We start from the raw sequence: 22,454 nt of genomic DNA, 5'->3' as shown, positions 1-22,454 counted from the left end.
GAGGTTGGGGAATGGCAACGACGACACCGCAGAACGCCATTCCGATGGACAAGTTGTGGCAGGATGCCGGCGCCGAACGCGCGACGGACGATCCGGCGCTTGTCATCGATGTCAGCGGTTTCGAAGGTCCGCTCGACCTGCTGCTTCATCTGGCTCGCACCCAGAAGGTCGATCTCGCCCGCATCTCCGTTCTGGCACTGGTCGAGCAATATCTGTTGTTCATCGACAGCGCCCGCCGGGTCCGCATCGAGCTTGCCGCCGACTATCTCGTCATGGCCGCCTGGCTCGCCTATCTCAAATCGAAGCTGCTCATTCCGCAGCAGGCCAAGGGCGACGACGGCCCGAGCGGCGAGGAACTGGCCGCAACGCTCGCTTTCCGCCTGAAGCGCCTTGAGGCGATGCGGGAGTCGGCGACCCGGCTGGTCAACCGCAATCGCCTCGGCCGCGACGTCTTTGCCCGCGGGGCACCGGAACATATCCCCCATCGCGTCGAATCCGCCTATGACGCGACGCTCTACGACCTTCTCTCGGCCTATGCGAACCTGCGCCAGCGCACGGCAGTCACCCAGGTGACGATCGAGAGGCGCAAGGTCTGGTCGCTGGTCGATGCCCGCGAGTTGCTGACCCGCATGCTCGGCGAGATCGTCGACTGGACGGCGCTGCAACACTATCTCTTGCCCTATCTGCCGCCGGAGGATCGCGTCACGGCAACCGCCAGTGCCTTTGCCGCGTCGCTCGAACTGGTGCGCGAAGGCAAGCTCGAAATCCGCCAGGACGGCGCCTTCCAGCCGATCTTTCTGCGCAAGGGAACCGGACCGCAACAGCCCGCTCTGCCGCAGCCCGCCGAGGGAGGCGTTGATTGACGCCGCAAGAGGACGACGATCTGCCGATTGCTGCGGAAGAAGAGGCGGAGCTCCCATCCTTCTCGTCGGCGGAAGTCGAGCGGATCGCGGAAGCGTTGGTCTTCGCCTCCGCCGAGCCGGTCTCCGAGGCGTTTCTGGCCGAACGCCTGCCGCGCGGCACCAATGTCAATGCCGTCATGCAGCGGCTGGCGGAGGTCTATGCGCCGCGCGGCGTCAATCTGATCCGGACCGGCGACCGCTGGGCCTTCCGCACTGCTGCCGATCTCTCCTTCGTCATCCGTAACGAAGACAACGAGACGAAGAGGCTGTCGCGCGCCGCACTCGAAGTGCTGGCCATCATTGCCTATCACCAGCCGGTCACCCGCGCCGAGATCGAGGAGATCCGCGGCGTGCAGACGTCCAAAGGCACGCTCGACGTGCTGATGGAGGCGGGTTGGGTCCGCTTCCGAGGCCGCCGCCGCACCCCGGGACGGCCGGTGACGCTCGCCACGACCCCCGATTTCCTCGACCATTTCGGCCTTGAGGAGCTGCGCGATCTCCCCGGTCTCGAAGAATTGAAGGGCGCCGGTCTGCTGTCCGGCCGCATCCCGCCAGGCTTTGCGATACCCCTCCCGATCAATGCCGACGATCTTTCCGAGGACGAGGACCCGATCACGCAACTCGACCTCGAGGAACTTGGCCTCCTGACGCCGGGCGGCGAAGCGGAGGAATGACCCGCCGAAGCGAGTGCGGCCCTGGTGCGCGTCGGTGTGTCGCACCATGCGCAGAAACGCCCGAATGCGCTCGCCTGCGGCACGCGGCAATGCTGCGAGCCCTTTTCCGGCCTCGTTTCTCGGCTAAAGGACACGATCCGAACCGATGCTGGGCGATGCCGGCGTAACGCTCGAAAGCGGGTAGATCGCGGCGCGCATCTTGCCGCCACGGTTCCTCGGCGGCGTCGAGTTCCTGATGCTCGTGGTTCGCAGGGGCCGGTCAGCCGGGTCGTGGCTGGATCGGCGCCGACGAATTGTCGCTCAGGGTTAAGGACGTCCCGACAACGGTGTCCATCGACGACATTTTGGTGTTTGAAAAAGCATCATAAAGAGCTTACATCGATGAAACGGTACTAATGGAGTTGGACTTATGGGTTCTTTCAGTGTGTGGCATTGGCTGATCGTTCTGGTCATCGTGCTTGTCCTCTTCGGACGCGGCAAGATTCCGGAATTGATGGGCGATTTCGCCAAGGGCATCAAGAGCTTCAAGAAGGGCATGAGCGACGAGGACGCCCCGGAGGCGAACGGCGCGACGACCACGACGAAGACCGTTGATCTCAAGGCTGAAGAGGCCAAGGAAACCACTCGGTCGTAATGTCCGAGTGGCGGGTTCCAGGAGCCTCGTTGAATGTTAGATATCGGCTGGACCGAGCTTCTCGTCATTGCGATCGTATTGATCGTTGTGGTTGGTCCGAAGGATTTGCCGCCCATGCTCAGGGCCTTTGGCAAGATGACGACCAATCTGCGCAAGATGGCCGGGGAATTCCGCTCGCAATTCGACGAGGCGCTGAAGGAGTCGGAACTCGACGACGTGCGCAAGACGATTTCGGATGCGCAGCGGCTGAACCCGACAAATGCGCTGAGAGATGCGATCAACCCGCTCCGGCAGATGGGCCAGGAAATCCGCGCCGACCTGCAGAAGGCGACGCAGATGCCAACGGCACCCGTGAGCCAGACCGATATCGAGGCACAGCAGGCTGTCGAGGGCACGTCGACCGCCGATACGCCCGAGATCCCCGCAAACTTCCCGTCGGCAGCACCTTCATCCTCGACACCTGTCCCGACTCCGGCTCCAGCCAAGTCCGCGCCTGCCTCACCTGAGGCGGCGGCAACCGTCGTGGAGAAGCCGAAGCCGGTCCGCAAGACCGCCGCCAGGGTAAAACCCGTCGTCGAGACCGCCGCGGCTCCGGTCGCCGTCGTCGAAAAACCGAAGCGTGCCCGCGCGGCGGCCAAACCGGCACCGGTCGCCCAGGCCGTGGATGAGGCGATCGTCAAGGCTCCGGTCCGCAAGCGCACGCCGAAAAAGACCGATACTCCGAAGGACGACGCATGAGCGGTGACATCGAAGACAAGCCGCAGCCGCTCATCGAGCATCTGATGGAACTGCGCACCCGGCTGATGTGGTCGATCGGCGCATTTTTCGTCGCGTTCGTCGTCTGTTTCTTCTTCGCCAAGCAGCTCTTCAACCTGCTTGTCGTTCCCTACAAATGGGCGGTCCTCTGGGCCCATCTCGATCTTGCCAAGTCCGAACTGATCTATACGGCGCCGCAGGAATTCTTCTTCACCCAGGTGAAGGTGGCGATGTTCGGCGCGCTGGTGATCGCCTTCCCGGTGATCGCTTCGCAGATCTACAAGTTCGTGGCGCCGGGCCTCTACAAGAACGAGCGGGCGGCCTTCCTGCCGTTCCTGATCGCTTCGCCGATCCTTTTCCTGATGGGCGGGGCGCTGGTCTATTTCTTCTTCACTCCCATGGTCATGTGGTTCTTCCTTGCCATGCAGCAGGCGCCGACCGAAGGTGAAGTCGGCATTTCGCTTCTGCCACGGGTTTCGGAATATCTGAGCCTGATCATGACGCTGGTCCTGTCCTTCGGCCTGGTGTTCCAGCTTCCGGTCGTCACCACGCTGCTCGCCCGCGTCGGCATCCTCACCAGCGACTGGCTGCGGGAGAAGCGCAAATACGCGATCGTGCTGGCCTTCGTGGTCGCGGCCGTGCTGACCCCGCCCGATCCGATGTCCCAGATCGGTCTTGCACTGCCGACCATCCTTCTCTACGAGATTTCCATCTACGCCGCACGACTCGTCGAGCGCAAACGTGCCGAGGACAAGCTTTCGGAGCAGGAACCTTCGGATGTTGCGGAGACGGACAAGGCCTGAAGCCTTCCGGCCTGCCTCGCGAGTCCGCGGCGTTCCGCTCTAAAGGCAAGGCAAGATGCTCGATATCAAATGGATCCGTGAAAACGAAGGGGCTTTGGATGCAGCGCTCAACAAGCGCGGCGCAGAGCCCATGGCGGCAACCCTCCTGGCGCTGGACGACAAGCGCCGTTCCGTCATCCAGAAGCTCCAGGACATGCAGTCCCGCCGCAACGCCGCCTCCAAGGAGATCGGCATTGCGCTGGGACAGAAGAATTCAGAGCTTGCCGAAAAGCTGAAGGCCGAAGTCGCCACCATCAAGGAGACGATGCCGGTCGCCGAGCAGGAGGAGCGCGACGCCGTTGCGGCCCTCGAAGACGCCCTGTCGCGTATCCCGAACATACCGTTTGACGACGTACCGGTCGGCAAGGACGAGCACGACAACGTGGTCAAGCACGTCGTTGGCGAAAAGCCGCGCTGGAACCATGCGGCCAAGGAGCACTACGAGATCGGCGAAGCGCTCGGGATGATGGATTTCGAGCGTGCCACGAAGCTTTCAGGCTCGCGTTTCACGGTGCTGACCGGCCAGCTCGCCAGGCTTGAGCGGGCTCTCGGACAGTTCATGATCGACATGCACACGACAGAGCACGGATATACGGAAGTCTCTTCGCCGCTGATGGTGAAGGGCGACGCCATGTATGGCACCGGCCAGCTGCCGAAGTTCGAGGAAGACCTGTTCAAGACGACGGACGGCCGTTACCTGATCCCGACGGCGGAGGTGACGCTCACCAACCTCGTTGCCGGGGAAATGCTTGAACAGGAAAAGCTGCCGCTGCGCTTCACGGCGCTGACGCCGTCCTTCCGCTCGGAAGCCGGTTCCGCCGGCCGCGACACGCGCGGCATGCTGCGCCAGCACCAGTTCTGGAAGTGCGAACTCGTGTCGATCACCGACCAGGAATCGTCGATCGCCGAGCACGAACGGATGACCGAATGCGCCGAAAACATGCTGAAGCGTCTCGGCCTGCATTTCCGCACCATGACGCTCTGCACGGGCGACATGGGGTTTGGCGCGCGCAAGACCTATGACATCGAGGTCTGGCTGCCCGGCCAGGACACTTATCGCGAAATCTCGTCCTGCTCCGTCTGCGGCGACTTCCAGGGGCGCCGCATGAATGCGCGTTATCGGGCCAAGGACGACAAGGCGCTGAAGTTCGTTCACACGCTGAACGGCTCGGGCGTCGCGGTCGGCCGCTGCCTGATCGCCGTCATGGAAAATTACCTGAACGAGGACGGTTCGGTCACAATTCCGGACGCGCTCCTGCCGTATATGGGTGGCCTGACCAAGATCGAGCGGGCGGTCTGATGCGGATACTTCTGACCAATGATGACGGCATTCACGCCGAGGGTCTCGCCGTTCTCGAGCGAATCGCCCGCAAACTTTCGGACGACGTCTGGATCGTTGCGCCGGAAACGGACCAGAGCGGGCTTGCCCATTCGCTGACGCTCTCCGAGCCGCTGCGCCTTCGCAAGGTGGGCGAGAAGCATTTCGCGTTGCGCGGCACGCCGACCGATTGCGTCATCATGGGCATCCGCGAAATCCTGCCCGAAAGGCCGGACCTGGTGCTTTCCGGCGTCAACGACGGCGCCAACATGGCCGATGACGTCACCTATTCCGGTACGATTGCCGGCGCCATCGAGGGGACGCTCCAGGGCGTGCGCTCTTTCTCCCTGAGCCAGGCGGTGCGTCGGGAGAACGGTCGTTACGCCCCCTGGGAAGTCGCCGAGTCCTATGCTCCGGACCTCATCCGCAAGCTGATCGACGTGGACCTGCCGGACGGTACCTTCCTCAACCTGAACTTCCCGAACTGCGAACCCGCCGATGTGCAGGGTGTCGAAGTGACGTCGCAGGGCAAGCTCGATTTCGGCCTGACGATCGATGCCCGCAATGACGGTCGCGGTCTGCCCTATTACTGGCTGCGATTCGGCGAACGGACGGGCCATTTCCGCGACGGCACCGATATTCAAGCGGTCAAGGAAAACAAGATCTCCGTAACGCCGCTGAAACTGGACCTGACCGATCATTCGGTTCAGGATCGCGTGGCGAGAGCATTGGGATTCGGAGCTGCCGATTGAAATCGGGCATGGTCGAAAAAGAGGGTTTTGCCGCGCTCGTGCTGCGCCTCAGGTCGGAAGGCATTTCCGACCTCGATCTGCTGACGGCCGTTGAACAGACGCCGCGCTCGCAGTTCGTGCCGCCATCGCTTGCCGAGGACGCCTATTCCAGCCGCACCGTGCCGATCGATTGCGGTTCCTTCATGGAAGGCGCGGATCTCGCCGTGCGGCTGCTGCATCGCCTGCAGGTCAAGCCCGGGCATCGGGTGCTCGAAATCGGCACCGGCAGCGGCTTCACCGCTGCCGTCATCGCCCGGATTGCCGAGCGGGTGTTGACCGTCGAGCGATACCGCACCCTGGTCACCGCCGCCCAGAGCCGCATGGATGCGCTGGGACTGCGCAATGTCGTCGTGCGCCAGGCGGACGGCGGCAACGGCATGCCGGGTGAGGGCACGTTCGACCGCATTTTCGTCACGGCAGCCTTCCCGTCACTGCCGCGATTCTATGCCGAGCAGCTCACCCATGGCGGCTCGATGCTCGCCCCGCTGATGGATGGCGAAGACTGCATGATGGTGCGCCTGACCAAGACCGGCAGCCGATTCGAGCGCGAGGATCTGTTCCCCGTGCCCTTTCTGCCGATCATTCCGCATATCGCGGCGGCGCTTTAGGCCGCTTTGCTCCATGCCGAGACGGCGCTTCGGGCCGTCATGGTTATCAATTTCCCTAAAATTTTAGGAGAATGTCTGCCCTTTAACGGTGCAGTAAGACTAACGCGTTTTAATGACTCTCACGATGGTGGCGTATCTGTGTAGGCGAGTCATGCGTATGAAGAGTTCTCCGAAATTCGGAAAATCCGTAATCAAATTTGCCGTTGCGGCACTGCTTGCCAGTGCGGCGACCGGGTGCAGTTCGGACGCAACGCGGTTCTCGGGGCTCTTTTCGAAATCCGACAACATAACGACGGCGTCCATTCCCCAGCGACAGGGCGGTGGGGCCTATGGCCGCGCACCAACGCCGCAGGCCGATCTCGGATCCGGCCAGGCTCAGGCGCTGCCGCCGATCCCGCAGAACGACTATGGCTCGCGCAACGCCGCCATGGCCCAGCCTTATCCCGGCAATTCCGGCGGCTACACCTCTCCGGCGCGCACCGCATCCGCTCCTGTTGCCGTGCAACGCTCCGAACTCGCTGCCCCGACCGGCGCCACGGCGCAGCGTAACGCCGCTCCGCTGGGTCGCGATCCGGCGACCCGCCAGGAGGCGCTCGCCCAGCCGTTTCCGGGCCGTCAGCCGGCCGCCAACACGCTTGTCGCTCCGTCCGCCTCGACGCTGAAGGCCGACAATGTCGTCACCGGTGCTACTCCGAAGCCGATGTCCGGCTGGTCCACGGTCAACGCTCCCAAGGTGACGCTGAAGCCCGGCGAAACGGTTTCCACGCTTTCCAAGCGTTACGGCGTTCCGGAAAAGGAAATCCTGAAGGCAAACGGCGGCGCCGTTGCCCCCGGCCAATCCGTCCTCATCCCGACCTTCGGCACGGCACAGAATTCGGCCAAGAACGCCGCCGGCACGATCGACCTTCAGAACAAGGGTCCGGCGCCTGCCCGGGAGCCCGATCAGAAACTCGCTGTCCTGCCGACCCCGGCGCGCGACAAGGCGATTGCCGAACCCGCCAAGCTGACGCCTCCGGGCGGCAAGCCCGTCGGCGGCACCTATGTGGTCAAGCCGGGCGACACGATCACAAAGATCGCCCGCGAAACCGGCACGCCGATCGATCAGCTGAAGGCCGCCAACAACCTGACATCGGGCGGCGTACGGATCGGTCAGACGCTCAAGGTCGCGAACGGCACTGCGGCTCCGGTTGCAGATTCGGTCAAGACAGCGTCCATTCCGCAGAAGCCGGTCGAAAAGGCCGCGGCCGCCGCGCCGAAGCCGGCTGCCGCCGCAGCACCTGCGCAGGTCGCCCAGGTGTCTGTGGCACCGGCCGCAGCCAAGGCCGCCGTCGACAACGCTTCCGTCTCCGACGTCGAGAAGAAGTCGGACGTCGCCTCGGTGGCGCCGCAGTCGACCGGCATCGGCAAGTATCGCTGGCCGGTCAACGGCGCGGTTATCGCCGGCTACGGCCAGAACGTCGACGGCAACCGCAATGACGGTATCGACATCTCGGTTCCGGAAGGCACGCCGATCAAGGCTGCCGAAAACGGCGTGGTCATCTATGCGGGCAACGGTCTGAAGCAGCTCGGCAACACGGTTCTCGTCCGTCACGACGACGGCAAGGTCACCGTCTACGGCCATGCCGGCAGCATCAACGTCACGCGCGGGCAGAAGATCACCCGCGGCCAGACGGTCGCCGCCTCCGGCATGAGCGGCGACGCGAAGCGCCCGCAGGTCCACTTCGAGGTCCGCAAGGACGCGACCCCGGTCAACCCGATTACCTTCCTTGAATAAGTAGTGCGTTTCAGGGGACGGAGAAAAGCCCGGCAGTGCCGGGCTTTTTGCGTTCTCAGCGCTTTTTGGGGTTTCAATCTCGGGAAAGCGGCTTCCTCAGCCGCCCGGCGAGATCCTGGATATATTGCCAGGCGACACGGCCCGAGCGCCCGCCGCGGGTGGTCGCCCATTCGAGCGCCTCGTGATGCAGGGTTTCCTGGTCGAGACCAAGTTCGAAATATTCGGCGTAACCATCGATCATCGTCAGATAGTCGTCCTGGCTGCATTTGTGAAAACCGAGCCATAGGCCGAAACGATCCGACAACGATACCTTTTCCTCGACCGCTTCCGACGGGTTGATCGCCGTCGACTGCTCGTTCTCCATCATGTGGCGCGGCAGGAGGTGGCGACGGTTGGATGTCGCGTAAAACAGAACATTATCGGGCCGGCCTTCGATGCCGCCGTCGAGCGCTGCCTTCAGCGACTTGTAGGCGGTGTCGTCATGATCGAACGAGAGATCGTCGCAGAAGACGATGACGCGCTGGCCGGAAGCTTTCAGGATATCGAGCAGGGCGGGGAGCGAGGCGATATCCTCGCGATGCACCTCGACGAGCTTCAGCGAAATGCCGGTCGCGGCCCGCACGTCCTCATGGACGGCTTTCACCAGGGAGGATTTGCCCATGCCGCGGGCGCCCCAGAGCAGCACGTTGTTGGCCGCAAAACCTTCCGCGAACCGCAGCGTGTTTTCATGCAGGATGTCGCGCACGTGGTCGACACCGCGGATCAGCGTCAGGGCCACCCGGTTCGGACGCGGCACCGGCTGCAGGCGCTGGTTTGCCGGTACCCAGACGAAGCAGTCGGCAGCGTTCCAGTCGTTGACGGCGGGTGGGGGGCCGGCGAGCCGTTCCAGCGCATCCGCAAGTCTGCGGACCTCTGCAAGGATCAGGGTGTTGAAGTCTTCGCTCATGGTGTTTCTCCAGTCGCATCGGCCAGTTCTTGAGCCTTTTCGCTGCGGTAACATGCTCGTTAGTGCATCAAAAGCCTGAGAGCCGTGGATTCGGTACGCCGGACGGCGTGTTTCTGTTGCATTCCGGCTTATCGCAACTATATTCCGGCGGCTTGTAACGGGGGCCTGGCGTCTCCGGTAATCTTAGGAGTTTTCGATGTTCATTACCGAAGCATTCGCCCAGGCCCCAGCCGCAGCACCGGGAGCCTCCGCGTTCGGCTCCGGCCTTGAGATGCTCTTCCTCTTCGCGCCCCTGATGGTGGTCTGGTACTTCTTCCTGATCCGTCCGCAGCGCGCCCAGGCCAAGAAGCGCCAGGAAACGCTGTCCAACGTCCGCCGCGGCGACCAGGTCGTTCTCGGTGGCGGCATCACCGGCAAGGTGACGAAGGTTATCGACGACGCCGAAGTGGAAGTTGAAATCGCCGAAGGCGTAAAAATCCGTGCCATGCGCGCCTATATCGCCGAAGTCCGTGTCAAGGGCGAGCCCGTCAAGACCGAACCGGCAAAGACGGGAACGGCGTCCTAAAGCTTCGCCGAGGCAAGGCCCTGTTTGCTACGGGGCCTTGGACTCAAAGAGCCGGATCATCTCCGGCTCGCAACCTCTTCGAGAAGGCATGTGACCCATGGCGAAAGGCATCGAAATCCGCGACGCCCATTTCCCCGGTCGTGCTCCGATCGATGCCTATGGCAATGGCGGTTTCCGTTTTGCCGACATGTCGCATCGAGGCTCACTGCTCTGCCTTCCCTCGGGTATCCACGGCTGGGAACTGCAGGAAGGCGAACCGCTGACGGTCGCTTCACTGATGAAGGTGCTCGCCGAATCAGCTGAGATCGAAGTGTTGCTTGTCGGCATGGGCGCCAACCTCAAGCCCATTCCGCCTGATGTGAAGGCGGCGCTGAAGGCCAGGGGCATCGCTTCCGACCCGATGAGCACGGGTGCCGCCGTGCGCACCTTCAACATCATGCTGGCCGAATCGCGCGCCGTCGCGGCAGCCCTGATTGCCGTCTGACAGATGGCCGACTCAGCCAGACAGAACGGCGATATCTGCCTCGCGACGCTCAGGGATACCGACCGTGACCGTTATCTCGCCTGTCTTCTGTCGCCGCAGGACAAACGCGGCACGCTTGCGGCCCTCTATGCCTTCAACGCCGAGATCGCCCGTGTCCGCGATGTGGTGCGAGAACCGCTGCCAGGTGAAATCCGCCTGCAATGGTGGCGCGACCTCCTCGAAGGGAACGCCCAGGGCGACAGCACCGGCAACCCGATTGCCGCCGGGCTGCTTGAGGCAATAGAGACCTACCGCCTGCCGCGCCAGACGCTCGTCGACATGATCGAGGCGCGTATTTTCGATCTTTACGACGATCCATTGACCGATCGGAACGCGCTCGAAGGTTATGCCGGCGAGACCGCTTCCGCACTCATCCAGCTCGCGAGCCTGATTCTCTCTCCCGCCGATGCGGCAAGATCTGCGGAATCGGCAGGCCATGCGGGTGTTGCGCAGGCGATCGCAGGTTTCCTGCTCCTGATGCCGATCCATCGCCGTCGTCACCAGCTCTATCTGCCGCTCGATATTCTCTCGGCGACCGGGCTCGACCGTGATACATTTCTGCGCGGCGAGGACAGGCCGCGCATTTCGGCCGCAATCGAGGCCTTTGCCGGACTTGGATTGGAGCATCTGGCCAAGGCGAGAAAGTCCGGAACTATTCCGGCGGCGGTCTTTCCGGCCTATCTGCCCGTGGCGCTTGCCGAACCGGTGCTGCGCCGCGCGGCGCGCGCCGGTGCCTCGGTACTCGATTCGACCCTGCAGCTGCCGCAGTGGCGGCGCCAATTGCGGCTCATGAAGGCTTCCGTCACCAGGCGCTTTTGATGGACGCCAAATTCGCGCAAGGCTCGCCGCCTAAGGAACGAAATAGAAATCCGGTGCCCTCGTAAGGAGAAATGGTGTGAGCCCCATCGTCGTCTGGTCGATCATCTTCGTGCTCCTCATGGCGCTCGCCTATTACATTACGCGGATGTCGGGCAAGGACCGGGACAAGGACGGTAACCTGCACGATACGGGCATGGCCATCCTCGAGTTCGGCCGAGCCTTCCCCAATGAAGCCATCCGCAGCCTGCATGTGACGGCCAACGGCGAAGCGATCTTCGTACGCCTGCACGACAACAAGGCCGGCTTCATGCGCAGCCACCGCAATCATTACGCCTGCTTTCTGATCGAGCCAGGCCGGGTGCGGGTCTCGCCCCTCCCAGATGCCAAAGGATTCACCGTCGAGTTCCTCGACGCATCGACACAGAACGGCACCTACCTCTTTTCCACGGAAAAGGAGGCGGCCGAAGTCGCCCTCTGGCTGCTCGACAACTATGTCAGCGTTGCCGATCGCGGTCTGGAGGAAAAGCCGGAGACGCCTTCCGGGGATGTCAGCCCCGACCGAGCCAATTAGCGCAATCCTGAAGCGCGCGGGCGGAGAGCAACTGCCGTTTCATCACCGTCTTGTCCTTGCCGCGGAAACGCTTGACGCCCTCCGGCTTGACGATCGATCCCGGCTCCAGCTCGGGAAACAGCCCGAAGTTGACGTTCATCGGCTGGAACGAGCGCTTGCCGGGCTCGTCCTCCGAAACCAGATGTCCGCCCGTGATATGGCCGAGCAGCGAGCCTAGTGCGGTCGTCGCAGGCGGTGCGGAGAGCGTTTCGCCCTTGCGTTCGGCAGCCGCGAACCGGCCGGCGAGAAGCCCGATCGCCGCGCTTTCCACATAACCTTCGCAGCCGGTGATCTGGCCGGCGAATCTGAGGCCCGGCCGGCTTTTCAGCGTCACTGATTTATCGAGCAGCACGGGCGAGTGGATATAGGTGTTGCGATGCAGGCCGCCGAGCCTTGCGAATTCGGCATTCTGCAGCCCGGGGATCATCCGGAAGATATCCGCCTGGGCACCGTATTTCAGCTTCGTCTGGAAGCCGACCATGTTGTAGAGCGTGCCGAGCGCGTTGTCTTGCCTCAGCTGCACGACCGCATAGGCCTTGACCGTCGGATTGTGGGCATTGGTGAGGCCCATCGGCTTCATCGGCCCGTGACGCAGCGTTTCGCGGCCGCGTTCGGCCATCACCTCGATCGGCAGGCAGCCGTCGAAATAGGGCGTGCCTTCCCATTCCTTGAAACCGACCGTGTCTCCTGCGATCAGCGCATCGACGAAGGCATTGTACTGCGCCTCGTCCATCGGGCAGTTGATATAGTCCTTGCCGGTGCCGCCGGGGCCGACCTTGTCGTAGCGTGACTGGTACCAGCAGATATTCATGTCGATCGAATCGCGGTGCACGATCGGCGCGATGGCGTCGAAGAAGGCGAGATGGTCCTCGCCCGTCTCCGCCTGGATCGCGGCCGCAAGCGCCGGCGAGGTGAGGGGGCCGGTGGCGATGATCGCCAGATCCCATTCCTTCGGCGGCAGACCCTGGATCTCCTCGCGCACGATGGTGATCAGCGGATGTTTTTCGATGGCTTCGGTGACCGCATCGGAAAACCCGTCGCGGTCGACGGCAAGTGCGCCGCCCGCCGGCACCTGGTGTCTGTCGGCACATGCCATGATCAGCGAACCGGCAAGCCGCATCTCCGCATGGATGACGCCGACAGCATTCGCCGTCGCATCGTCGGAGCGAAAGGAATTCGAGCAGACGAGCTCGGCAAGTCCGTCCGTCTTGTGGGCGTCGGTGCCGCGCACGCCGCGCATTTCATGGAGAATCACCGGCACGCCGGCCGAGGCGATCTGCCAGGCGGCTTCGGAACCTGCAAGGCCGCCGCCGACGACATGGATGGCAGGATAGGTGGAGGAGGAAGAAATGTTGCTCATGGCCGGCTCATTATCACGCCATTTGCCGGACCGGAATCAAAAAGGCACCCGAGAAGGTGCCTTCGATACGTCCTTGGGTGTCCTCTCGGGCCGCATATTCTCGCCGCAGCGGCCTCATACCGTGCGGGTCCGCCTGCGAGACGCGGATTAGCGGAAAGAGCGGGCCGCGATGTGGCGGATGTCGTAGCGGGTCAGACCGATGTCGCTGAGGGCCTGGCTCGAAAGATTTCCAAGCTCATTCATCGTACGGCGGTAGCTGATCCAGTTCTTGGCGATACGGATCGGGTTCATGGTTGTTTCCTCAAGATTTTCCTGATGCTCTGTCGTCATCAGCGATGAGGGTCTTATACATCCGCATAATAAGAATGTGCAGTGCAAAAAATGTGCGACTGCCATGCAAATGTGCAGGGGATTGCCGAATTTTACAGCTCAGTCTGAAAATCAGGCAGGTATTTGAAGCGTTAAATTTGCATGAACAAAAAGAAAAGCGCCCCCCGAAGGAGGCGCTTTTGGAACGGTGCAGCGATGTCTGCGCGAGGCTTAGAAGCCGACGGCAGTCCGGGCAACGCGGCGGATATCGGCGCGGCCGATGCCGAGGTCGCTGAGTTCGCGGTCGCTCATGCGGCCGAGCTCGTTGACGGTTTCGCGGTACTTGCGCCAGGTGGTGAGCTTCTGTGCGATGTTCATGATCTTGTCCCTTTCTAGGCCCTTGCCAGCGGCCCGTTCGGCGCTGACTTCAATCTCATGACCGGTAATATATGTTGCGCCGCAAAAAGTAACAGCGCCTATTCGGTATGCCACCTATGCATTCGGTGCATTACGAGATCGTTTACCATGCAGGAGTGCTGAAATTTTGCGCGCGTTTTAGGCAGTTCGCATTTTGCAGAGCAAAAAAATAACGCCCACCGGGGGAGGAGGTCCGGTGGGCGTCATTTGTAACGACCGGCGATTTGGGAGGAGGAGGATCGCCAGTCCCATCAAGCCCGCGCTGGGAGGAGGAGTGCGCGGCTCGAATTCCTGTCACGGGAAACTTCCCGAGGGCGCTTGCACATTCGCACGGGTGCCAAGCCGTCCGAAACAGAGAGATCGAAACCTTCCAATCAATCCCTGCATTTGCACATTATGAGATTTCAGCGACATTGTGCAGTGCAATATCAGAATGGATGATATGCGAACCTTGCATGACTCCCATTGCCGATAGGTTCCAATGTACACATTAGAATTTAATAAAAAGTTAATGATCCGGTTCTCGGCACGACTTCGGCATGCCGGAAGAGGTGCCGAATTGCCGCTTTCCCGGGCTTTTTTTGAACTGCCAAAAAAGCGTCATTTTCCCTTTGCGTGGGCTGAAACGGGTGATATAGAGACGCGCGCTCCGGAAGGCCTCAGCGCGAGGGTTTTCGACGCGGTTTGAAGCGCGGGTATGGCGGAATTGGTAGACGCATTGGTTTTAGGTACCAACGCTTCGGCGTGGGAGTTCGAGTCTCTCTACCCGCACCAGATGCTCACGATAGTGGCGCGAGCCGATCGGGAAGGTATCTGGTGAGCGCTTGCCGCGGCCGGTCAATAGATTCCGGCGTGTGCTCATTGAAACCAACGGCTGTCTGAGCACCGCCGCCACGATATGAAGGTATGAAAATGCAGGTTACCGAAACGCTCGCTGAAGGGCTGAAGCGCGAAATCAAGGTTGTTATCCCCCAGCGGGAAATGGAAGCGCAGCTGAACGTGCGCCTCGCCGACGCCAAGGACAAGGTCCGCATCAACGGTTTCCGTCCGGGCAAGGTGCCGATCGCCCATCTGAAGAAGATGTACGGCAAGTCGATCATGGCGGATCTCGTCAACGAGATCGTTCGCGAGCGCCCGACCGAGATCCTCACCGACCGCGGCGAGAAGTCGGCGACCCAGCCGTCGGTCGCCATGACCGAGGACGAGAAGGAAGCGGAAAAGATCCTCAACGCCGAGGTCGATTTCGAATTCACGCTGTCCTACGAAGTCATTCCGGAGATCGAACTGCAGCCGACCGACGGTCTTTCCGTCATTCGTGAAGTCGTCGAAGTCACCGAAGACGAAGTCAACGAGCAGATCGAGAAGATCGCCGAAAGCGCCCGCACCTTCGAAACCAAGACCGGCAAGGCCGCCGATGGCGACCGCGTCACGATGAACTATCTCGGCAAGGTCGATGGCGTTGCCTTCGATGGCGGTACCGCCGAAGATGCCGAACTGGTTCTCGGCTCCGGCCGCTTCATCCCGGGCTTCGAAGACCAACTCGTCGGCGTCAAGGCCGGTGACGAGAAGACCATCACCGTGACCTTCCCGGCCGAATATCCGGCAGCGAACCTTGCCGGCAAGGAAGCCACCTTCGACGTTACCGTCAAGGAAGTCGCGGCTCCTGCCGCCCTTGAGATCAACGACGAACTCGCCTCCAAGCTCGGCATCGAATCCGTTGATCGCCTGAAGGAGATCGTCCGCGGCCAGATCGAAAGCCAGTACGGCAACGTCACCCGCCAGAAGGTCAAGCGTCAGATCCTCGACCAGCTCGACGGCATGTACCAGTTCGACACCCCGCAGGGCCTGGTCGACGCCGAGTTCGACAACATCTGGCGCCAGATCAACACCGACCTGCAGCAGTCCGGCAAGACCTTCGAAGACGAAGAGACGACCGAGGAAGATGCGCGCGTTGAATACCGCAAGCTCGCCGAACGTCGCGTTCGTCTCGGCCTGGTTCTCTCCGAGATCGGCGAACAGGCCGGCGTCGAAGTGACTGAGGAAGAAATGCAGCGCGCCCTTTATGCGCAGCTCCAGCAGTTCCCGGGCCAGCAGAAGGAAATCCTCGATTTCTTCCGCAACACCCCCGGCGCATCGGCTTCGCTGCGCGCGCCGATCTTCGAAGAGAAGGTCGTCGACAAGCTGCTCTCCGAGATCAAGGTCACCGACAAGGTCGTGACCAAGGAAGAGCTGATGGCTGAAGACGAGGAAGGCTCGGAAAGCGCTGAAAAGCCGGCCAAGAAGAAGGCTGCTCCGAAGAAGGCCGCGAAGGCCGAGGCTGCTGGCGAAGCCGCCGAAGGCGAAGAAGCTGCCGCTCCGAAGAAGAAGGCTGCACCGAAGAAGAAGGCTGCTGAAGACAGCGCCGAATAAGCTTCGCATTGATTGTGTAGGAAAGCCGGGTCGGCGACGACCCGGCTTTTTGTTGTGATGAAACCTCCCGAGTTCGCCGCCCATGATCCGTATCGAAAATATCAGCAAATCGAACAGCCACCGCATCCTCTTCATCGAGGCTTCCGCGGCGCTGAACCGTGGCGAGAAGATCGGCCTCGTCGGCCCGAACGGCGCTGGCAAGACGACGCTCTTCCGGATGATCACCGGCTCTGAAATGCCGGACGAGGGGCAAGTCTCCGTCGAGAAGAACGTCACGATCGGATATTTCAACCAGGATGTCGGCGAAATGGCCGGCCGCAGCGCGGTCACCGAGGTGATGGATGGTGCAGGTCCGGTGAGCACCGTCGCCGCCGAACTGCACGAGCTCGAATCGGCGATGGTCGATCCGGACCGCCTGGACGAGATGGACCAGATCATCGAGCGTTACGGCGAGGTGCAGGCGCGTTACGAGGAGCTCGACGGCTACGGCCTCGAAGGCCGCGCACGCGAGGTGCTCGCCGGCCTGAGCTTCACCCAGGAGATGATGGACGGAGATGTCGGCAAGCTGTCCGGCGGCTGGAAGATGCGCGTAGCGCTCGCCCGTATCCTGCTGATGCGCCCGGACGTCATGCTGCTCGACGAACCGAGCAACCATCTCGATCTCGAAAGCCTGATCTGGCTGGAACAGTTCCTCAAAGGATATGACGGCGCGTTGCTGATGACCTCGCACGACCGCGAGTTCATGAACCGCATCGTCACCAAGATCATCGAGATCGATGGCGGGTCGCTCACCACCTATTCGGGCGACTACGGTTTCTATGAGCAGCAGCGGGCCCAGAACGAAAAGCAGCAGCAGGCCCAGTTCGAGCGCCAGCAGGCGATGCTGGCCAAGGAAATCAAGTTCATCGAGCGCTTCAAGGCGCGCGCCAGCCATGCAGCCCAAGTGCAGAGCCGGGTGAAAAAACTCGACAAGATCGAACGCGTCGAGCCGCCGAAGCGCCGCCAGGCAGTCGCCTTCGAATTCCAGCCGGCGCCGCGTTCCGGCGAGGATGTGGTCAACATCAGGAATGTCGCCAAGCGATATGGCAGCCGCTCGATCTACGAAGGTCTCGACTTCATGGTGAAGCGGCGCGAGCGCTGGTGCATCATGGGCATCAATGGTGCCGGCAAGTCGACGCTGCTGAAACTGGTAACGGGCTCGACCGAGCCGGACGAAGGCAGCGTTGCGATCGGAGCCAGCGTCAAGATGGGCTATTTCGCCCAGCACGCCATGGATCTGCTCGACGGCGACCTGACCGTCTTCGAATGGCTGGAGGAACAGTTTCCGCGCGCGGGGCAGGGTGCACTCCGGGCGCTCTCCGGCTGTTTCGGCTTTTCAGGCGACGACGTCGAGAAGAAATGCCGGGTGCTTTCCGGCGGCGAGAAGGCGCGCCTGGTGATGGCGGCCATGCTGTTCGACCCGCCTAATTTCCTCGTCCTCGACGAGCCGACCAACCACCTGGACCTCGATACCAAGGAGATGCTGATCAAGGCACTGTCGGAATACGAAGGCACCATGCTGTTCGTCAGCCACGACCGGCATTTCCTCGCCGAACTGTCGAATCGCGTGCTCGAACTGACACCCGATGGCATCCACCGTTATGACGGCGGTTATACGGAATATGTGGAACGCACCGGTTACGAGGCGCCGGGGTTGCGGAGCTGAGGGTCAAGGCAGAGGCGGAGCGTCTGCCTCCCTCTATCGCTTGTCGCCGCGGATCCCAACTCCGGACGCTTTGGATCCAGAACTGTTGTACGCCGGATATCCGTGAACGGCAGGGCGGGAAGTCAACTCTCCGTTAGGAAGACCGTCGTAAGACGTCGTTCCGGCACGCGCGGAAAGACCTCGGTTCGAAGGGGCTTACCGTAAGGCCGACCTGCATCCGGAACGATTTTCTGCACAGTTTTGATTGTCTCATATGTCGTTTGATCTGAATCAATTTTTAAGGTATCCCTTTTCGCGCCGTAGCGATTTCTGGAATTATACCGCAAGGGGGGATATTCATGACGGCGAGCGATAAGGCCTTTCTCCGACCGGCAATCGGTCTGGTTGGAATGATGTTCCTGTCGGCATGCACGTCGGCGCAGACGACGGCGTCCATTTCTCCCGCCACCACGACGGTGAAACCGGCACCGGTCTCGAAGAAACAGGTCTACCACTACACGCCGGCTGATCGCGATTGCATGAAGCGGGCAATGTATTTCGAGTCGCAGCGGTCGAGTCGTGAAGGGTTGATGGCAGTCGGCACCGTGATCATGAACAGGCTGACCTCCGATGCCTACCCACCCACTATTTGCGGCATCGTCGCCCAGGAACGGCAATTCGCACCGGGCGTATTGACCCGGGCGATGAACGAGGCAACGGTTCCGGAACTCGATGCCGCCGTCGATGCGATCATTCGCGGCGAGCGGAACCCGGAAGTCAAGGATGCCATGTTCTTTCACACGGCCGGCTTACGCTTCCCCTACCAGAACATGCATTATGTCACGGTTGCCGGCGGCAATGCGTTCTACGAGAAGCGCGACAGGGACGGGGACCTGCAAACGCCACCGCCGAAGCCCGTAGATGAATACGTGCTCGCGCTGGTGCAGAGCAATCCCGACCCGTTCAGCCTGATCCAGGCGAAGGAAATCGACGTTGCGTCGATCCCGGCGACGACGGCCCCCGGCCCGGATTCGATGGTGGCGATGAATGTGCCGGTTCCGATCGAACGGCCGGATCCCCTGGCGATCCGTTCCGCCAGCATCCAGCCGGCCGGAACTCAACCTGCAAAGCCTTCTGTCGCGCCTGTGATCCTTGCCAGCTCCATGAGCAATGAGTGGATGCTGCGTTTCGACACCGGCAACGCCAAACCGATACCGACACCGTCGCCAAAACGATCGCCAGCCGGTGTCGACCGCTGATCGCTAAAAGCTTACCCTACCTTCTGCAACTCGGCAGCCGCGGCATTGTCCTTGTCGTTGGCCCGCCGATAAGCCTCCCGCAGAGCGAGCCGTCCGAAATACTGTTCGAATGCGGCGCGTTTTTCGATCGTGCCGAACTGCAGGCCGTAACCGAGCTGCGAGCCGACATAGACATCTGCGGCGCTGAACGTATCGCCGGCGATATAGGCGTTCGCCCGGACGGCAGATTCCAGCGTATCCATCACGTCCTGATAGGTGCCGTAACCGACCATCCGCTCGCGTTCCTTCGGCACTTCGAAGCCGAGCACGCGGTTGCTGACGGCTGCTTCCAGCGGACCGGCAGCAAAGAACATCCAGCGGTAATAATCGGCTCGCTTGGCGGGGGCGGGGGCAAGACCCGCCTGCGGAAAGGCATCCGCCAGATAGGCGCAGATCGCCGCGCATTCGGTTACAATGGTCTTGCCGTGCGCGATACTCGGCACCTTGCCCATCGGGTTGACGCTCTTATAGACATCGCCCTTCATCGTGGTGCCGAAATGCAGGATTTCAGTCCGATAAGGGACGCCGACCTCTTCCAGCATCCAGCGGGCAATCCGGCCGCGAGACATCGGATTCGTGTAAAGCACAAGTTCATCTGACATGTGGTCCTCCGGGCGGTGAATGGCTATGTTCTGGGGCAGATTGCCTTTCAATCAAGGCGCCAGGGCGAATTAGAGCGCCTTTCGGTATTGGATGAAGCCGGAATTCTGGGCAATGCGGTCGTAGAGCCGCCGCGCGGCGGCATTGCTCTCCTGCGTCAGCCAATAGAGCCGGCCGGCTCCGTTTGCCCGTGCGAGGTCTGCCACCGCTTCAATCAGGGCTGCGCCGGTTCCCCGACCGCGCAGGGTGTTCTTGACATAAAGGTCCTGCAGATAGCAGGTCCATTCGGGCAGCCAGCAGGATCGGTGGAAGATGACATGCGCGATGGCGATCATTTTGCCGGTCTCGTCGAACGCGCCGAGGGCATGCATCGGCTCGGCCGGATCGTGAAACCGGCTCCAGGTGAGATCGTACATCTCCTTCGGCAATACGGTCTCGTAGAAGCGCAGATAGGCTTCCCAGAGCGGCTCCCAGGCGGCATGGTCGGACGGCTCGAGCGGGCGGACGGTGATGGTCATGCGAAACTCCCTCACGAAAGAAAACGGCGGAGATTGCTCCCCGCCGTCGAATGATTAGCCGATTTTTCGGACTTAGGCAGCCATGGCCGCCTTGAGATTTTCGTCCACCTTGTCGAGAAAGGCGGTGGTCGAGAGCCATGGCTGATCCGGACCGATGAGCAGCGCCAGATCCTTGGTCATGTAGCCGGCTTCGACGGTGTCGACGCAGACCTTTTCGAGCGTCGCGGCAAACTTTGCAAGGGCAGCATTGTCGTCGAGCTTGGCGCGATGAGCGAGGCCGCGGGTCCAGGCGAAGATCGAGGCGATCGAGTTCGTCGAAGTTTCCTGACCCTTCTGGTGCTGGCGGTAATGGCGGGTGACGGTACCGTGGGCTGCTTCGGCTTCGACCGTGCGGCCGTCCGGCGAAAGCAGAACCGAGGTCATCAGGCCGAGCGAGCCGAAGCCCTGGGCGACGATGTCGGACTGGACGTCGCCGTCATAGTTCTTGCAGGCCCAGACGTAGCCGCCGGACCACTTCAGCGCAGCTGCGACCATGTCGTCGATCAGGCGGTGTTCGTAGGTGATCTTCAGTTCGTCGAACTGAGCCTTGAACTCGTTGTTGAAGACTTCCTCGAAGATATCTTTGAAGCGGCCGTCATAGGCCTTGAGGATGGTGTTCTTGGTCGACAGGTAGACCGGCCACTTGCGCATCAGGCCATAGTTCAACGAAGCGCGGGCGAAATCGCGGATCGATTCGTCGAGGTTGTACATGGCCATGGCCACGCCGGCATCCGGAGCCTTGAACACTTCCTTCTCGATCACCTGGCCGTCTTCGCCGACGAACTTGATCGACAGCGTGCCCTTGCCCGGGAACCTGAAGTCGGTCGCCTTGTACTGGTCGCCGAAGGCGTGGCGGCCGACGACGATCGGCTTGGTCCAGCCCGGAACCAGGCGCGGCACGTTCTTGCAGATGATCGGCTCGCGGAAGATGACGCCGCCCAGAATGTTGCGGATCGTGCCGTTCGGGCTCTTCCACATTTCCTTGAGGTTGAATTCCTTGACGCGCGCTTCGTCCGGGGTGATCGTCGCGCACTTGATGCCGACGCCGTGCTTCTTGATGGCGTTGGCGGCGTCGATCGTCACCTGGTCGTTGGTGGCGTCGCGGTTCTCGACCGAGAGGTCGTAATATTCGATGTCGAGATCGAGATAGGGAAGGACCAGCTTGTCCTTGATGAGCTGCCAGATAATGCGGGTCATCTCGTCGCCGTCGAGATCGACGACCGGGTTGGCTACCTTGATCTTTTGCATGGAATTCCTCTTGGACGTAGAAGGGACCTCAAGGTCCCGAGGGGTGGACACCAGTGGGTGCGCTATAACATCGCCGGGCTGGAACGCAAAGGCATTGAGGCCATCATATGCGGCTTTTCGTGCGAGAAATCGCCATGCCTTCGGACCGGCGGACGATTGCCCTTGCCAAACCACAAAGCCAGATTAATGTCCCGCCAAATCGCTCTCCAACAGCCGGATCTGATCTTATGCGGACCTTGCCGCTTGCCCTTGCCTTTTCACTAGTCTCGACCTTCGCCGCGGCGACCGATGTTACCGATCCCGTGAAAGAGGTGATGAAGATCACCGAGGACAACTGGAATACCGTCGATAGCGAATGGAAATACATCTTCGAGGCCGATCCCTTGGCGCGCCTGTTCAGCAAGAAATTCCGGGGCGCCTATGCGGAAGCCGCCAAGCACCCGGCCTATGATACGGAGAACAACCAGCCAGGCGACCCCTTCGGCTACGACGTCATCACTTCGTCGCAGGACGGCTGTCCGCTGAAGGACATCAAGACGACCTCGGCGCCGGGCGCCAACGGCATGACCGATGTGACCGTGACCTTCAAGATGTGGACCTGCGTCGACGAGGCGGCGGTGAAGGACAGCGTCAACGAACTGCATTTCGACGTTATCCAGGAAGCCGGCAAGCCTGTTATCGACGACATCCACCGTGTCGCAGATGGCGAGCGGGATTCGGTGATCGAAGAGATGCAGTCGATCGCCAAGGGCGAGTAACTCGCCGGTGATCGGGCGGCGCGCCGCTCTCTCGATCGTAGCCCCCAGGCCT

24 protein-coding genes and 1 tRNA gene are annotated in these 22,454 nt (G+C 61.6%); 18 read left to right on the top strand and 7 right to left on the bottom strand.

All coding sequences use genetic code 11. The features are described 5' to 3' along the window. Positions 1-11 precede the first annotated feature (11 nt). The 9 genes from ABCW43_RS02740 to ABCW43_RS02700 all read left to right on the top strand — a co-directional run bounded on the left by ABCW43_RS02740 (position 12) and on the right by ABCW43_RS02700 (position 8,299). Positions 12-863 carry a segregation and condensation protein A gene (locus ABCW43_RS02740; RefSeq protein ID WP_445738887.1) on the top strand — a complete coding sequence of 284 codons (852 nt, stop codon included), beginning with the start codon at positions 12-14 and terminating at the stop codon, positions 861-863. A 20-nt stretch (positions 864-883) separates the two neighbouring features. Next, complete coding sequence (scpB, locus tag ABCW43_RS02735) at positions 884-1,576, top strand: SMC-Scp complex subunit ScpB (protein ID WP_345923307.1); 693 nt, start codon at positions 884-886, stop codon at positions 1,574-1,576. A 409-nt stretch (positions 1,577-1,985) separates the two neighbouring features. Next, entirely contained in the window at positions 1,986-2,210 is a 225-nt protein-coding gene (locus tag ABCW43_RS02730) for a twin-arginine translocase TatA/TatE family subunit (protein WP_037084545.1), read from the top strand. Positions 2,211-2,243: 33 nt separating this feature from the next. Next, on the top strand, positions 2,244-2,948 hold the full coding sequence (tatB, locus tag ABCW43_RS02725) for a Sec-independent protein translocase protein TatB (RefSeq protein ID WP_345922018.1): 705 nt from the start codon (positions 2,244-2,246) through the stop codon (positions 2,946-2,948). Next, entirely contained in the window at positions 2,945-3,769 is an 825-nt protein-coding gene (tatC, locus tag ABCW43_RS02720) for a twin-arginine translocase subunit TatC (protein ID WP_345922017.1), read from the top strand. Before tatB ends, tatC begins: the two co-directional genes overlap by 4 nt. A 55-nt stretch (positions 3,770-3,824) precedes the next feature. Continuing rightward, the gene (gene serS, locus ABCW43_RS02715; protein WP_345922016.1) at positions 3,825-5,108 is read left to right on the top strand and encodes a serine--tRNA ligase; all 1,284 of its coding nucleotides are present in this window, start codon (positions 3,825-3,827) and stop codon (positions 5,106-5,108) included. Beyond that, a complete protein-coding gene (gene surE / locus ABCW43_RS02710; RefSeq protein ID WP_345922015.1) occupies positions 5,108-5,878 on the top strand; it encodes a 5'/3'-nucleotidase SurE in 771 nt (256 codons plus the stop codon). The genes serS and surE overlap by 1 nt, the downstream gene beginning before the upstream one ends. Next, on the top strand, positions 5,875-6,525 hold the full coding sequence (locus tag ABCW43_RS02705) for a protein-L-isoaspartate(D-aspartate) O-methyltransferase (RefSeq protein WP_345922014.1): 651 nt from the start codon (positions 5,875-5,877) through the stop codon (positions 6,523-6,525). Before surE ends, ABCW43_RS02705 begins: the two co-directional genes overlap by 4 nt. A gap of 151 nt (positions 6,526-6,676) precedes the next feature. Further along, positions 6,677-8,299 (top strand): peptidoglycan DD-metalloendopeptidase family protein, encoded by a 1,623-nt coding sequence (locus ABCW43_RS02700; protein ID WP_345922013.1) that lies wholly within the window; start codon positions 6,677-6,679, stop codon positions 8,297-8,299. A gap of 73 nt (positions 8,300-8,372) precedes the next feature. Here the strand turns inward: ABCW43_RS02700 and ABCW43_RS02695 are convergent, their stop codons facing one another. Next, complete coding sequence (locus tag ABCW43_RS02695; protein WP_345922012.1) at positions 8,373-9,245, bottom strand: ATP-binding protein; 873 nt, start codon at positions 9,243-9,245, stop codon at positions 8,373-8,375. 196 nt (positions 9,246-9,441) lie between these two features. Between ABCW43_RS02695 and yajC the strand changes: the two genes are divergently transcribed. The 4 genes from yajC (at position 9,442) to ABCW43_RS02675 (ending at position 11,723) form a co-directional block, all read left to right on the top strand. Continuing rightward, positions 9,442-9,810 (top strand): preprotein translocase subunit YajC, encoded by a 369-nt coding sequence (yajC, locus tag ABCW43_RS02690; protein ID WP_007754668.1) that lies wholly within the window; start codon positions 9,442-9,444, stop codon positions 9,808-9,810. A gap of 97 nt (positions 9,811-9,907) precedes the next feature. Further along, positions 9,908-10,294 carry an Mth938-like domain-containing protein gene (locus ABCW43_RS02685; protein ID WP_210009912.1) on the top strand — a complete coding sequence of 129 codons (387 nt, stop codon included), beginning with the start codon at positions 9,908-9,910 and terminating at the stop codon, positions 10,292-10,294. 3 nt (positions 10,295-10,297) lie between these two features. Further along, positions 10,298-11,152: a phytoene/squalene synthase family protein gene (locus ABCW43_RS02680; RefSeq protein WP_345922011.1), complete on the top strand. Its 855-nt coding sequence runs from the start codon at positions 10,298-10,300 to the stop codon at positions 11,150-11,152. Positions 11,153-11,228: 76 nt separating this feature from the next. Beyond that, a complete protein-coding gene (locus ABCW43_RS02675) occupies positions 11,229-11,723 on the top strand; it encodes a hypothetical protein (protein WP_345922010.1) in 495 nt (164 codons plus the stop codon). Here ABCW43_RS02675 and trmFO read toward each other — a convergent pair. From trmFO to ABCW43_RS02660, 3 genes are all read right to left on the bottom strand, one after another. Continuing rightward, positions 11,701-13,122: a methylenetetrahydrofolate--tRNA-(uracil(54)-C(5))-methyltransferase (FADH(2)-oxidizing) TrmFO gene (gene trmFO, locus ABCW43_RS02670; RefSeq protein ID WP_345922009.1), complete on the bottom strand. Its 1,422-nt coding sequence runs from the start codon at positions 13,120-13,122 to the stop codon at positions 11,701-11,703. The genes ABCW43_RS02675 and trmFO overlap by 23 nt on opposite strands. Positions 13,123-13,269: 147 nt before the next feature. Further along, on the bottom strand, positions 13,270-13,413 hold the full coding sequence (locus tag ABCW43_RS02665; protein WP_007762204.1) for a DUF1127 domain-containing protein: 144 nt from the start codon (positions 13,411-13,413) through the stop codon (positions 13,270-13,272). A 249-nt stretch (positions 13,414-13,662) separates the two neighbouring features. Beyond that, a complete protein-coding gene (locus ABCW43_RS02660) occupies positions 13,663-13,809 on the bottom strand; it encodes a DUF1127 domain-containing protein (RefSeq protein ID WP_065814416.1) in 147 nt (48 codons plus the stop codon). Between the two features lie 730 nt (positions 13,810-14,539). Between ABCW43_RS02660 and ABCW43_RS02655 the strand changes: the two genes are divergently transcribed. The 4 genes from ABCW43_RS02655 to ABCW43_RS02640 all read left to right on the top strand — a co-directional run bounded on the left by ABCW43_RS02655 (position 14,540) and on the right by ABCW43_RS02640 (position 19,200). Next, a tRNA-Leu gene (locus ABCW43_RS02655) sits at positions 14,540-14,622 on the top strand. 138 nt (positions 14,623-14,760) lie between these two features. Then, positions 14,761-16,257, top strand: a complete 1,497-nt coding sequence (gene tig / locus ABCW43_RS02650; RefSeq protein WP_345922008.1) for a trigger factor — start codon at positions 14,761-14,763, stop codon at positions 16,255-16,257. Positions 16,258-16,339: 82 nt separating this feature from the next. Next, positions 16,340-17,962, top strand: a complete 1,623-nt coding sequence (locus tag ABCW43_RS02645) for an ABC-F family ATP-binding cassette domain-containing protein (protein ID WP_345922007.1) — start codon at positions 16,340-16,342, stop codon at positions 17,960-17,962. Between the two features lie 338 nt (positions 17,963-18,300). Further along, a complete protein-coding gene (locus ABCW43_RS02640) occupies positions 18,301-19,200 on the top strand; it encodes a cell wall hydrolase (RefSeq protein WP_345922006.1) in 900 nt (299 codons plus the stop codon). A gap of 11 nt (positions 19,201-19,211) precedes the next feature. On the opposite strand, the gene ABCW43_RS02635 is transcribed toward ABCW43_RS02640, so the two are convergent. The 3 genes from ABCW43_RS02635 to ABCW43_RS02625 all read right to left on the bottom strand — a co-directional run bounded on the left by ABCW43_RS02635 (position 19,212) and on the right by ABCW43_RS02625 (position 21,644). Then, a complete protein-coding gene (locus ABCW43_RS02635; protein WP_345922005.1) occupies positions 19,212-19,841 on the bottom strand; it encodes a glutathione S-transferase family protein in 630 nt (209 codons plus the stop codon). Between the two features lie 69 nt (positions 19,842-19,910). After that, positions 19,911-20,357 (bottom strand): GNAT family N-acetyltransferase, encoded by a 447-nt coding sequence (locus tag ABCW43_RS02630; protein ID WP_345922004.1) that lies wholly within the window; start codon positions 20,355-20,357, stop codon positions 19,911-19,913. Between the two features lie 72 nt (positions 20,358-20,429). Further along, positions 20,430-21,644, bottom strand: coding sequence for an NADP-dependent isocitrate dehydrogenase (locus tag ABCW43_RS02625; RefSeq protein ID WP_345922003.1), 1,215 nt, complete (start codon positions 21,642-21,644; stop codon positions 20,430-20,432). A gap of 227 nt (positions 21,645-21,871) precedes the next feature. Here ABCW43_RS02625 and ABCW43_RS02620 point away from each other — a divergent pair, with 227 nt between their 5' ends. After that, positions 21,872-22,402, top strand: coding sequence for a hypothetical protein (locus ABCW43_RS02620; protein ID WP_345922002.1), 531 nt, complete (start codon positions 21,872-21,874; stop codon positions 22,400-22,402). The last annotated feature ends 52 nt before the right edge of the window (positions 22,403-22,454 follow it).

The sequence above is a fragment of the Neorhizobium tunisiense genome (assembly GCF_039631515.1).
Taxonomy (GTDB): domain Bacteria; phylum Pseudomonadota; class Alphaproteobacteria; order Rhizobiales; family Rhizobiaceae; genus Neorhizobium.
This window is presented reverse-complemented; position numbering and strand designations above follow the sequence as displayed.